Consider the following 13631-nt stretch of genomic DNA (forward strand, 5'->3'; position numbering starts at 1 on the left):
GGGCACGGAACCGTTCACTTTTATGGATAAAAACCATAAAAACGAACCTTCTCCAAGAATCGATGCCTGAGAATAATTTATCGCATGTTCCTCCGGGACCCCCTTCTATCATGGAGCCATGAGTACCGCACCAAGGCTTGCAGCCGCCAAGAAGGACTGGGGACATGACGAGACCGGCTGCACGGTGCTGCACATTGACATGGACGCCTTCTACGCCTCCTGCGAAGTCGCTCGACACCCGCAATTGCAAGGCCGGCCGGTCATCATCGGCACCGGACGGCGTTCTGTGGTCTCCGCGGCCAGCTACGAGGCCAGGGCCTTCGGCATCAACTCGGCCATGCCCCTGGCACGCGCCAGACGACTGTGCCCTCAAGGGGTCTTCCTCCCGGTTGACATGGCCTATTACCGAGGCATCTCACGACGGATATTTGATACGGTTTTCTCACGAATCACCGATCAGATCGAGCAGGTCTCTGTGGACGAATGCTACATGGACGTGTCCGGGGCGCTCATCCGCTGGGGCATGCCCACGGCCATCGCCCGGTGGATCCGGGCCAGCGTGGCACGTCAATTCCACGTAACCTGCTCGGTAGGCGTCGCCACCAACAAGCTGGTGGCCAAGATGGCCTCCACCAACGCCAAACCCGACGGTATGCTGCTGATTCCCAGGGCCCGGCAGGCCGAGTTCGTCCAGCTGATGCCCCTGCGTGGCATTCCCGGAATCGGACCGGCCCTGGAGAAGCGGCTCAACGCCTGGGCCATCAAGGACGTGGCCGACCTGGCCACCATGAACGAGCGGGATCTGACTCGGGCCACGGGCTCGAACCTTACAGCCAGGAAGCTGGCACAGGCCTCCCACGGACTGGACGACGATCCGGTCCAACCGCGGGCGCCGGAGAAGTCCCTGGGTGCGGAACGCACCTTTCTACACGACACCACCAGCATGAAGCAGGTCTGCGACCTCCTGCGCGTCTGCAGCAACGAGGTCGCCACCGGACTGCGATCGCACGACCTGATCGCCCGGACCATCACCGTCAAACTGCGCTTCGATGATCTGCGCTATATGACCAAGGCCCACACCCTGGAAACCCCGGTCAACTCAGCCAACCGCATCTATCCGCAAGCGGTCGGTCTGCTCAAGGCCATGCTGGGATTGCCCGACGGCGTGCCCATGGACACACCCCTGCCCAGGCTGATCCGTCTGGCCGGTGTCAGCGCATCCGGTCTGAGCCGGGTGGAGGACACTCCCATCCAGCCTTCCTTGGAAGACATCATCCACGAGAGCAAACGTCGCACCGGCAGCGAGTCCCAGCGCCTGGATCAGGCAGAGGCCACCATGGACTCCATCAGAAGCCGCTACGGCAAGGGCTCAGTCAGCATGGGCCTCTAAGCGGCGCTCTGCAGACGCCCCAGGGCCAGCTCCAGCTGCTCGTCAGTGATGGTTGACGAAAATCGCAGATAGTGGCCATCCCCGTAGAACTCCCCTGGACTGGCCAGAATACCCAGGCGGGACAGGTCCGCCATATCGGCCCAACAGTCGCCCGAGCGGGCCGGTGCCCAGATATACAGGCCGCCCTGGGGCATGACGGCATCGTATCCGTAAGAACTGAGGGCTTCATCCAGGGCATGCAGGCGACGGGCGTAGATATTGCGCTGGACCCTCACAGCCTCGCCATCCTCCAGCGCGGCCCGCATGGCCCGTTGCACCGGACCTGGCACAATCAATCCCACTTGCTTGCGGTAGGCGGTCATGGCCTTCACCAGTTGGGCATCGCCAGCCACCAGGGCCGCCCTATACCCGGCCATGTTGGACTGCTTGCTCATTGAGTACAGACAGAGTATCCCGCTGGCATCGCCGCCACAAACTTCCGATTCCAGGATGCAGGGCGAGGCGGGGATCTGCGCATTCCGCCCGACTCGATCCGGCTCTGACCAATCCAGCAGGGCATAGCACTCGTCGCTCAGGACCGTGGCCCCTATCGAACGGGCCGCCCGCACGATCTTGGCCAACCCGGCTCGGTCGATGATCCGCCCACTGGGGTTGCCTGGCGAATTGATCCATATTGCTCGCACACCAGGCAGGTTCATCCATGAATCCGTATCAGCAGGATCGTCCACGGTCGTCACCTGGGCCCCGGCCAGCTGGGTTCCGATGGCATAGGTGGGATAGGATACCCTCGGCTGCACCACCCGGTCCCCCGGTCCCAGATGCAGGAGGGAGGCCATGAGTGCCACCGCCTCCTTGGACCCGACCGTGGGCACCAGATCCGCGCCAATGGCATCCGGATCGACCCCGCGGCGACGACGGAACCAGTCGGTCGCGGCCTGCCTCAGGAGGCCGTCACCGGTAGTTTTTGGATATCCTCGTGCCTGTCCATCATCCGCAGCCGCAGCCAAGGCCTCCTTGACCGACCTGGGCACAGGATCCACCGGCGAACCCACCGAGAGGTCAACCAGACCGCCGGGGCACTGCTCAGCACGCCGCCGGTAGGGGTCAATCCTTGACCAGTCGTAGGGGGATCGGAAAGAGTGAAAACCCATGGCCCGCCTTTCTCTTATGAATAAGCCGCGGTGGGTTGGCTCCCATCCGCGGCTCGTCAGCCTTAATCGACTACTTGTTGGGCGGCAGTGCTGCCACACCCTCCGGATCGTGATCGTAGGGGCCGACCGCAGCAGCGCCGCCGGCATCCCCCACCTGGGCGAAGAAATCAGTCGCCGCGTCCTTGTACCAGGTCCACTCCTCGGGCAGGTCGTCCTCGTAGAAGATGGCCTCCACCGGGCAGACCGGCTCGCAGGCGCCGCAGTCCACGCACTCGTTGGGGTTGATGTAGAGCGAGCGGACGCCCTCGTAGATGCAGTCCACCGGGCATTCGTCCACGCAGGCCTTGTCCTTGACGTCCACGCAGGGCTGAGCGATGACGTAGGTCATGAGTTACCTCCTGAGTATGCGAGTATTCACTCTACACTCCAGCGCCGACGCTCCAGGTCAGTCCAGACCGGCCTGGGTGGCCTTGGATATCTTCCCACTCAGCTGATGCCGACCGAGCAGGGAGTGCCGGTAGGAATAGCCGAAGTAGATGGCCAGTCCAGCAGCCAACCAGACAACGAACCGGATCCAGGTCAGCACGGTCAGGTTGAGCATGAGCCAGAGGCAGGCCAGGGCGATCAGAATGGGAACCCAGGGGTTACCGGGCATCTTGAAGGACCGGGGCAGGTCCGGCCGGCGCTTGCGCATGATGGGCAGGGAGATGGCCACCAGCAGGAAGGCCGAGAGCGTGCCGATGTTGACCATGTCAGACAGGACGTCTATGGGGAAGCAGGAGGCCACCACGGCCACCACGATGCCGCCCAGGATCTGGATGCGGGCAGGCGTGCCGTGACGGCCGGTGCGGGACAGGGCACGGGGAAGAAGCCCGTCACGGCTCATGGCGAAGACAATGCGGGTCAGCCCCAGCAGGAGCACCATGACCACGGTGGTCAGCCCCACCACGATGCCGAAGGAGATGATCTTGGCAGCCCAGGGAGCGCCGACCATCTCGAAGCCGGTGGCCAGGGAGGGGTTCTTGGCCTTGGCCAGGTCCTTGTAGGAGACCATGCCGGTGGTGACGATGGCGACCAGGATGTACAGGGTGATGACGATCAGCATGCCCAGGCCGATTCCGCGAGGAATGGTCTTGTGGGGTTCCTTGGCCTCCTCGGAGGTAGTAGCTACGATATCGAAGCCCACGAATGCGAAGAAGACCAGGGCAGCGCCTGAGAGGATGCCAGGGACACCGTAGATGGTGGGCTGCATGCCAGAGACCCACTGCCAGAGCGGCTGACCCATGATTCCCGGAACGCTGGCACCCGGAACAGCCGAGGCCGGTTCGGACGGCGGGATGAAGGGCCTATAGTTGTCCAACTTGACGTAGAAGAAGCCCACCACGATGACGAAGACCACAATGCCGATCTTGAGGACGGTCAAGGCGCCGTCGAACCGGGCAGAAAGCTTGGTGCCCAGGACCAGAAGGACCGTGAAGAGGGTGACGACCGCCAGCGGGGCCAGGTCCACGTCCAGCAGGCACACGTGGAAGCTGGAGCTAAATGAGGTGCCGCCCATAAGATGGATGAAGTCGTTCAGGTAGACGCCCCAGTACTTGGAGATGACCGAGGCAGCCATAAGCATCTCCAGAATCAGGTCCCAGCCGATGATCCAGGCCACCAGTTCGCCCATGGTGTTGTAGGTGAAGGTGTAGGCCGAGCCTGAAACCGGGATCATGGAGGCGAACTCCGCGTAACACATGACGGCTGCCGCGCAGACGATGCCTGCGATGACGAAGGAGATGATGACGGCCGGCCCCGCATGGAAGGCCGCCGCCTGTGCCCCCACCGAGAAGATGCCGGCGCCCACGGCCACTGCGACGGCCATGATGGCCAGATCCCAGGTGGTCAGCGTCCGCTTGAGCGACCTGCCCTCCTCCCCGGTCTCTGCCAGAGTCTGTTCAACCGATTTCTTCCTGAATAATTCCATCCCGCTCCCAATCGTGACTTATTGTGCCGTAAGCTCCTCCGGCCCATCACTATAGGAGATGGGAATACACAAGTCCGGACTTTGCTCATTTCGGGATATTACCCGTTGACAAGTCTTCCGGAATCGGCAACTCGATCAAGGCACAAGTATCCGCCAATATACAACAAGGCACCCCAGCTATTTCGGCCAGGGTGCCCACTTGGTGAAACCCGCACTCTATTCAGTCGGACCATCCTTGAAGATGGCAATGTCCTGCATGCCGTTACGCTCATTGCAGGTCTGCTCGCCGTTGACCACTGAAAGGACTTTATTACGAAAATCGTTGAAAACCTGATCTCCGGGCTCATCCAGAAGACGGCCGGCATCGAAGTCAATCCAACGATGCTTCTTGGTGGCCAGAGGCGTATTGGTGGCTACTTTCATTGTAGGCACGAAAGTTCCGAATGGAGTGCCCCGGCCTGTAGTGAAGAGGACTACCTGCGCTCCGGCCGCGGCCATTCCCGTACTGGAGACAAGGTCGTTGCCTGGCGTCTGCAGCAGAGAGAGCCCAGGTCTAGAGATATGGTCGCCATAGTTGAGCACATCCTCGACCTCACAACGACCGCCTTTGCGGATGCAGCCCAAGGATTTATCCTCCAGAGTCGTGATTCCGCCCTCCTTGTTGCCTGGAGAGGGATTGTCGGATATAACTTCGCCGTATTTCCGGAAGAATCCTTTGAAATTGTTGATAAGGTCGACGATATCATGGAAGACCCGCTCGTCGCGTGCCTGACTCATCAGGACCTGCTCGGCCCCGAACATTTCAGGGACCTCGGCCAGAACCACGGAACCGCCCTGGGTAACCACCCATTCAGCGAACCGACCGACCAGCGGGTTAGCCGTGATGCCTGACATTCCATCGGACCCGCCGCACTTGACGCTGACCTTGAGTTCGGACATGGGCACCTCTTCACGGTGATCACCTTTGGCCGCCTCGTTAATCTGGTCCAGGAGGGCATCGGCCTCATCCAGCTCGTCCTCCACCTCCTGGCATATGATCCAACGAACCCGGTTCGTGTCATATTCGCCCAGGGTGCTCAGCATGTCCTCCATCTGATTGTTTTCACACCCCAGACCAACGAGGAGCACACCCCCGGCATTAGGGTGGGTGGCAATGTCCTGAAGACAACGCCTGGTGTAGACCAGATCGCCGCCGAGTTGGGAGCATCCATAAGGATGACGCGCCACGATCACCGAGTCAAAAGACCCGTTGCCGGGATGGCGGGCTGAAAAAGATCGTGCCATGGCGTTGCACAGACTATTGATGCAGCCTACGGTTGGGACGATATAGAGGTCGTTGCGGATGCCCACCTTGCCTGTAGCGCGCCGATATCCTTGGAAAGTCCCGGTCGGACTGCCCGGCTTGACAGTGTCGGTAACCGGCTGATAACGGTAGTTCAGATCGGCGCCCAGGTTGGTGTCCACATTGTGGGTGTGGACCCATTGTCCCGTAGTGATAGCCTCCTTGGCATGGCCGATGGCATAGCCATACTTGATGACGTCCTCACCCTCGGCAATGTCCTGAAGCGCGAGTTTGTGTCCGCGAGGAATTCGGTCAAGCACCGTCACCTCGCCACGACCCTCTACCACGACCCTTTCGCCGGGCTCCAGATTTCTGGCAGCGACGGCCACCATATCCGTAGGATTAAGCAGAATCGTATCCTGACCGGTCCGCGCCGGTATATCATTGATATAGTCATGTTTCAAACCAGCGGCTTTGCCGTCACCACAGGTGGAGACGAATCCTGTGGAGCCGCCCTCTGGAATCATGCAATGCTTCTTTGCGTCACTCATATTGTCAAGCTAACAAGTCCTCTATGATACCAGTCACTTTGTTGCCAGCCTTTGCACAGAAAAAGGCCCCGGACCCCCTCTTCTAAGGCTGGGTCCGCGGGCCATATTTGACTAGCGTTCCGACTTGAGATGCCGGTTAATCCCAATGAGAGCCGCCTGCCCCATGAGGATTCCCGCAAGAGAAGCCAGAAGGCACCTCCTCATGCATAGTAAGCAGACCATGCTGAGGCTGATCCTTGACCTTAAAGGAGAGCTTGGCCCCACCCTCACTCTGTGTTTATAAGGCACCAGAGTCACGTTCGGCATAACGCCTTGCTCAGTGGAACCCTGACCATCCACAGTAATCGGCGTGGCCGGTGAGGGCGTAGGCGAGACAAAGTCAGGAAAGGCCGTAGACCCGAGAGCCATTTTGCCCAAGACCCTTGTTACCCCCGAATCGAACTGTCCACCGCCAAACCGTATAGCGCAAGTCTACCGCCGACTACTCGGGCCTTAGCCCTCAAAGAGGGCCAGAGCGTTCCCATAGGAGACCGCACGCACCAGAGGAGCCAGATACTCCTTGTCATCAGGTATGATACCTTGGGCGGCCCAGTCGCCCAAGAGCCCGCAGAGCACCCTGCGGAAGAGTTCATGCCTGGGGAAGGACAGGAAGCTGCGGGAGTCCGTGGTCATTCCTACCGCATTGCCCAGGAGTGAGGTTTCAGCCAGAACTTCGAGCTGCCGACGCATCCCGGTGACGGTGTCGTTGAACCACCAGGCATTGCCCAACTGAAGCTGGCCCCTGTCATCGCCTCCGAAGCAGCCTAAATCAGTGGCTATGGCCATGTAGTCGTTGGGATTGAGGGAATAGACGATGGTTCTGGGCAAAATGTTCGAACTCTGCGCTTGGTCAAGAAGGGCGGCAAGGGGGGCGGCAACCGAGTTGTCAGCCATGGAATCGTAACCCGTGTCGGCTCCAAGCTTCTGGAAAGCCGTCGAGTTGTTGTTGCGACTGGCTTGAAGGTGCAGCTGCATGGTCCAGCCCTTATCCTTGTATATTCGCATCAGTTCAAGAAGGACGGCCGCACGGTATTGGGCCTGTTCCTGCCTGTCCAGGCCCAGTCCGGCCTTGGCCTTGCTGAAAATGGCATCCAAATTCTCAGCAGTCGCCGGAGCGAACTCCACCACATCGACAGCATGGTCGGAGAGTCTGGAACCATGCCGGTGGAAGTAATCCACCCGATCACGCAGAGCGTCGACAAGCCCGCTGAAGTCATTGATCGGCTTGCCACAGACCGACTCCATTGTGCCGATCCAATCGCCATACCCTTTGGCGGTCGGATTCAGGGCCGCATCCGGACGGAAGGCGGGAACCATCCTAAAGGGCTCCCCCTCCTTGGCGAATCGATCGTGGTACTCCAGATTATCCTCAGGGGAATCCGTGGTGCAGATAATCTTGACATTCATGCGACGCAGAAGTGCTCTTCGCGAGAAGTCCGGGGTGGCCAGCAGCTCGTTGGTCTGATCAAAGATGGACCTGGCGGTCTTGGTGGTCAGGGGTTCGTAGATGCCGAAGTACCTCCGCAGCTCCATGTGGGTCCATAGATAGACCGGGCTGCCCACAGCCTGTTCCATGGTCCGGGCGTAAGCCATGAATTTGTCCCAAGGGTCGCCGTCCCCGGTGATCAGCCGTTCCGGAACACCATTGGCCCTCTCCAGTCGCCATTTATAGTGGTCTCCATAATTGTGTCCATCTGTCAGCCAGGCATCGACGATATTATCGAAGTTGGGGTCCTCATAGATCTCCTTGGCGTGCAGATGGCAGTGATAATCCACCAGGGGAAGATTCTCAGCCACGTCATGGAACAACTCCCGAGACAACCGCGTCCCGAGAAGAAAATCGTCATCCAGGAAAGCCACTACAAACTCCTTAATCAAAAACAGCAAGTCCGGCATTCGAATTTCCGCGATGCTCAGAATCCTCCTGTACAGACCAACAGACAGGCGAAACAGTCACACAATCGGAACTCACATATGCTATTTGTCAGCCTATGCGTGCCTGCAAAGGGACGGTCTCGATGTTGCCATGATTTGTCGGAACCTTCCTTGATCAGGAACCTGATGTAGCCTTACCTGTGCTTTCCCGGACGATCAGGTGGGAGGGAATCGTGATGCTCTGCGCCGGATTAGTTCGGCCATTCAGCCGATCCAGAAGGATGCCGGCTGCTGTCTTTCCCAGTTTCGGCGGGGTGTTACCCACGCTGGACAATGGCGGATCGCTTACCTGTGCCATAGTGTCGTTGTCGAATCCAATGATCACATAGTCGTCCGGACAGCGAATACCCTGACGACGCATAGCAGCCATGAAACCCAAGGCCATCAGGTCATTGTGAGCAATGACGGCGCCCGTAGGATCATTCAGATACTGCTTCGCCAAGGCATACCCACCGACGAAGGTGGGAAGACCCGGCCAAATTCGTCTAACAGTCACTCCGCGCTTACGGAACTCTTCGTAAGTGTGATTCCACCTGACTCCCACAGACCATGACGCAGAAGGGCCATCGAGATAGGTCACTCGTGAAAAACCCATGGAAACCAACAGTTCAGCGGCCTGGCGGATACCAGTGCCAATATCGATGACCACACTGGGCACCCCACGCACAGTCCGGTTGACCACGACGATGGGCCTGGTCTGAGCGCACTTGCGGATCATGGCATCAGGCATTCTCGATGAGGTCAGAATTACCCCGTCCACATAGGCGGCGATCCTATTGAAGGCCTGCCGCTCCCTACTGGCACTTTCCTCTGATTCCGCGACGATAAGGGCAAATCCAGCCAGATTGAACTCGTGTTGTACGGAACGGATGATGTCGGAGAAGAACTGATTGGTGATGTCCGGAACGATGATGGCGATCATGCCCTGCAGCGTCCTGGACGGAACCGTATCGACCGGCTCCGTATAGTACCCCAGTGCGTCGGCTGCGGCGAATATCCGCTTGGACGTGGCCGCACTGACCCTATCAGGCCGAGCGAATGCTCTTGATACCGTGGAGGGGGAGACGTCGGCCATGTCAGCCACCTCTCTGATTGTCACACGCCTGGAACGGTCATGACCGCTCATGGCCGAGATTCCTTCTCTGCCTCATTTAGGCCCAAAGGCTTGCTCGACCTGGCACCCGTGCTCTGTCTGATGACCAGACGGGCTGGAACCCTCGGGGCTACAGACAGGTCGGTTCCGGAAAGACGCCGCATAAGGAGGTCGGCAGCCCCCCGCCCAAGGACTGAAAGGGACATATGAATGGTGGTCAGAGGCGGACTGCTCACCATGGACATGGTGTCGTTGTCGAACCCGATGACGGAGATATCACGAGGGCACTCGCAACCAAGCCTTCTGAGGGCCACGATCAGGCCGATTGCCATCAGATCATTATGGGCGATGACCGCACCTGTGGGGTCGTCCATGTACTTCTCTGCGAAGGAATAGCCTCCGTAAAAGGTAGGAGCGCAAGGCAGCGAGCGCTTGACGCTCATCCCCTTGGCGTCGCATTCATTGAAGATATGCCGCCACCGGATACCTCCTGACCATGAGGCTGCCGGACCATCCAAATAGGTGAGACTCCGATAGCCCAATGAGTACAGGTAGTCGACCGCTTGGCAGGCCCCCTTGGCCACGTCGATGCTAATGCTGGATACACCCCTGACGTCACGGTTGACGCTGACCAGGGGACGCAGCTGGGCGCACTTGCGGATCATGGCATCGGGCATCCTTGGGGAGACCAGGATGATTCCCGAGACCACGGGGGCGACCGTATCGACGATCGTTCGCTCCCTGGCGATGGACTCCCGGGTATCAAGAATCAGGGTTTCAAAGCGGAAGCGCTCACACTCGTCCTGGATGCTGCGAATGACGCCGGTGAAAAACTGATTGCCCAGGTCAGGCACAATGACCGCTACCAGCCCCCTGCCCTGCGAACCTGACCGGCTGTCGACGATATCGCTGTGATAGCCCAGTGCATCAGCGACCTTCTGAACCATTCGAGCCGTCGAAATACTGACCCGATCCGGGCGCGAGAAGGTACGCGAGACCGTTGAAGGTGATACTCCAGCCTGGCGAGCCACATCATATATGGTGATACGGCGGTTGTCCGTGGAGGAATCACTACCCGAATCTGCTCCGGTCTTCATCTATATGTATCAGCCTTCCTTCGTATGCCCCATATCGCATGAAATGCACGCCAACGGCGCCGAGCACTTCTAACATCCAAGTATAAGTGACTTCCCGGTCCCACAGCAGCCGACAGCAGTTTGATGAGAAACAAATTGCAACTCCGAAAGCATACGGGCACTGACTTGGTAGGTTCGGAAGCAGGATGGGCAAGCGTTTACGCCTGGTCTCCGCGATATGTTTTTTTGATAAAGGAAGGCACTGATGCTTCACCTTAGTGACGATATACATAATGAGTCCGCAGCCTGGCAGAAGGCCGGCGTGACTCTGCCAACCTACGACATCGAAGCCATGCGCCAGACCACCAAGCGCTCGCCTACCTGGGTTCACTTCGGGGCCGGCAATCTCTTCAGGGCGGTTCACGCTCCCATTGCCCAAAAACTTCTGGATTCAGGCGCCACCGACCGAGGCATATTGGTGGCCGAATCCTTCGACCCCGCCATTGTCGATCAGGCCTACACTCCCTTCGACGACCGCTATCTTCAGGTCATCCTGAAAGCAGACGGATCCATGAAAACCTCCCTGGTCACCTCCGTTGCGGGCGCCTACCCGCTGGGCGAGGATCCGAAGCCCCTACGTGATCTGAGGCTGGTCTTCCGCAATCCCAGCCTGCAGATGGTCACAACGACCATCACCGAAAAAGGCTATGCCCTGGTCGACTCCCAAGGTCGGCCGCTGCCGTGGATCGCTCCGGAATTCGAGGGCGGACCTGATAAAGCCAAGAGCGCCATCGCAGTCATCACAGCCCTCCTGCTGGAGCGCTACCAGGCCGGTGCCCTTCCACTGGCCCTGGTCAGCACCGACAACTTCTCACGAAACGGGGAGCGGTTCGGCCAAGCCGTCAGACAGATGGCTGACGAGTGGATAGGAAGGGGCCTGGCCGAAAAAGGCTTCGGCGACTACCTCAGAGACAAGAACAAGATCACCTTCCCGCTGACCATGATCGACAGAATCACTCCCAACCCCGACAAGGAGGTGGGTCGCCGCCTCAAGGCTCTGGGCATCGCCGACGCGGAACCTTTCCGGACCAGGGGCGGAACCGCCATGGCCCCCTATACCAACACTGAGGAAACCTGGTATTGGGTGGTCGAGGACGACTTCCCCGCAGGCCGCCCGCCTCTGGAGAAAGCAGGGGTCTACATGGCCGACAAGGATACAGTCAACGCCGCCGACCAGATGAAGGTCACCACCTGCCTGAACCCCCTGCACACGGCCCTGGCCATCTTCGGGATGCTCCTAGGGTATCCGACCATGTCAAAGACCATCGCCGACCCGGACCTCAAGGCCCTGGTCACCCGCCTGGGGTATGTGGAAGGACTGCCTGTGGTCGAGGACCCGGGCATCTTCTCCCCCAAGGAGTTCCTCCGCCAGGTCATCGAGATCAGGGTTCCCAATCCTGGTCTGCCCGATACACCGGCGCGTATCTGCGCCGACACCTCTCAGAAGATTCCGGTCAGATACGGAATCACCATCAGCAAGTACATCCAAGCCAAGGACCTTGACACCGCCGATCTGGAAGCCATCCCACTAATCATCGCCGCCTGGCTGCGGCTGCTGATCGGTTCGGACGGCAATGGAACCGACGATGCAGGACGGCCGGTCAAGCTGAGCCCAGACCCGCGCCTGGAGGAGCTTCAACGGATTCTGGTTGACATCCCACTCAATGGGTCAGCCAAGAAGGAGACTCTGACGACGACCATCAAGTCCATCCTGGCCGATACCTCCATCTTCGGAACCGATCTGAACGCCACCCCTCTGGCCGACAAAATCGAGACCTTCCTGACCGCCATGTGCCAGGGCAATGGCGCTGTAGCGAGCACCCTTCACAAGGCTGCAAGCGCCTGGTGACATCGGCAATCCACTGACTGAGCAAGGCACACAATGACCGGGTCCGCCCGATCCGGATGTAAGGAGAGAGCATTATGCACATGGGATTCCGCTGGTACGGCCAAGGCAACGACACCATCAGCCTAGATGATATTCGTCAGATTCCGGGGGTGGAGACCATTGTCTGGTCCCTGCACCATAAACAGGCCGGCGAGGTTTGGCAGCCGGATGAAATCGAAGAGGCCATGGCGACAATCACCGAGCTGTCTGCCAGGGATCGGGCGGCAGGCATAACCAAGACCTTCAACGCCGATGTGGTTGAGTCGGTCAACGTTCATGAGTCCATCAAGACCGGTTCGACGGTCCTCGGGATCAGCCGTGACCAGGCCATTGACGCCTACATCGAGACCGTAGCCAACCTGGGCAAGGCCGGGGTCAAAGTCGTCACCTACAATTTCATGCCGGTCTTCGACTGGCTGCGCACGGAGATGTTCCACCCCTGCCCAGACGGGTCCACCGCCCTCTACTACAACCAGCACCAGGTGGACCAGCTCAGCCCGCAGGGAATCATCGACGAAACCCTGAAGGGGGCCGGATCCCTGACTGTGCCCGGCTGGGAACCTGAACGGCTTGCCCATCTGCCTGAACTGATGGAAGCTTATCAGGGAATGGACCACGAGCAGATGTACGCCAACTACAAGTACTTCCTGGATGCCGTGATCCCCACCTGCGAGCGCTACGGGGTCAAGCTGGCCGTCCACCCCGACGACCCTGCCTTCGACCTGTTCGGCTGGCCGCGCGTGGTCTCCAGCAAGGAGGGGATCCAACGAGTGCTGGATCTGAATCCCAGCCCCTGCAACGGACTGTGCCTGTGCCTGGGATCCTTCTCATCCAGACGGGGTAACGATGCCGTGGATGCAGTCAAGACCTTCATGGACAGGATCTACTTCAGCCACGTGCGCAACATCCGGTTCACCGACGAGCAGGGCTCTTTCTACGAGGTGGGTCACCGGGCCAGCGAGGGGAACGTGGACACCGTCGGCATCATGAAGGCTTACGCCGAGGCCGATTACCAGGGCTACATCCGCCCCGACCACGGACGGCATTTGTGGAGCGAGAACACGGAGGCCGGTAGACCGCGGCCAGGCTACGGCCTTTATGACCGCGCCATGGGCATCCAGTATCTGCTTGGAGTCTGGGACGCTTACCGCTACAACCGTTGATGGGGCAAAATCAAGCAAGGGCCCCCTTGTCATG

Annotated in this window: 10 protein-coding genes; 3 read left to right on the forward strand and 7 right to left on the reverse strand. The window is 59.4% G+C overall.

The genetic code is table 11. The annotated features are described in order from the left end of the window. Positions 1-118 precede the first annotated feature (118 nt). Positions 119-1390 (forward strand): DNA polymerase IV, encoded by a 1272-nt coding sequence (dinB, locus tag GKC41_RS02360; RefSeq protein WP_154312778.1) that lies wholly within the window; start codon positions 119-121, stop codon positions 1388-1390. On the opposite strand, the gene dapC is transcribed toward dinB, so the two are convergent. From dapC to GKC41_RS02395, 7 genes are all read right to left on the reverse strand, one after another. After that, complete coding sequence (dapC, locus tag GKC41_RS02365) at positions 1387-2541, reverse strand: succinyldiaminopimelate transaminase (protein ID WP_154312779.1); 1155 nt, start codon at positions 2539-2541, stop codon at positions 1387-1389. The genes dinB and dapC overlap by 4 nt on opposite strands. 70 nt (positions 2542-2611) lie before the next feature. Continuing rightward, positions 2612-2929: a ferredoxin gene (fdxA, locus tag GKC41_RS02370; RefSeq protein ID WP_015022367.1), complete on the reverse strand. Its 318-nt coding sequence runs from the start codon at positions 2927-2929 to the stop codon at positions 2612-2614. A 57-nt stretch (positions 2930-2986) separates the two neighbouring features. Further along, a complete protein-coding gene (locus GKC41_RS02375; RefSeq protein WP_154312780.1) occupies positions 2987-4510 on the reverse strand; it encodes an amino acid permease in 1524 nt (507 codons plus the stop codon). A gap of 216 nt (positions 4511-4726) precedes the next feature. Further along, complete coding sequence (locus GKC41_RS02380) at positions 4727-6343, reverse strand: UxaA family hydrolase (protein ID WP_229281564.1); 1617 nt, start codon at positions 6341-6343, stop codon at positions 4727-4729. A gap of 492 nt (positions 6344-6835) precedes the next feature. Further along, a complete protein-coding gene (uxaC, locus tag GKC41_RS02385) occupies positions 6836-8278 on the reverse strand; it encodes a glucuronate isomerase (RefSeq protein ID WP_154312781.1) in 1443 nt (480 codons plus the stop codon). Between the two features lie 154 nt (positions 8279-8432). Beyond that, entirely contained in the window at positions 8433-9443 is a 1011-nt protein-coding gene (locus GKC41_RS02390; RefSeq protein ID WP_154312782.1) for a LacI family DNA-binding transcriptional regulator, read from the reverse strand. Next, complete coding sequence (locus GKC41_RS02395) at positions 9440-10507, reverse strand: LacI family DNA-binding transcriptional regulator (protein ID WP_154312783.1); 1068 nt, start codon at positions 10505-10507, stop codon at positions 9440-9442. Before GKC41_RS02395 ends, GKC41_RS02390 begins: the two co-directional genes overlap by 4 nt. 301 nt (positions 10508-10808) lie before the next feature. On the opposite strand from GKC41_RS02395, the gene GKC41_RS02400 reads away from it, so the two are divergent. Next, positions 10809-12395: a mannitol dehydrogenase family protein gene (locus GKC41_RS02400; protein WP_324612008.1), complete on the forward strand. Its 1587-nt coding sequence runs from the start codon at positions 10809-10811 to the stop codon at positions 12393-12395. 74 nt (positions 12396-12469) lie between these two features. Then, on the forward strand, positions 12470-13597 hold the full coding sequence (locus GKC41_RS02405; protein WP_144178437.1) for a mannonate dehydratase: 1128 nt from the start codon (positions 12470-12472) through the stop codon (positions 13595-13597). Positions 13598-13631: the final 34 nt, after the last annotated feature.

Source organism: Bifidobacterium asteroides (assembly GCF_009683175.1).
In the GTDB taxonomy this organism is placed as follows: domain Bacteria; phylum Actinomycetota; class Actinomycetes; order Actinomycetales; family Bifidobacteriaceae; genus Bombiscardovia; species Bombiscardovia asteroides_H.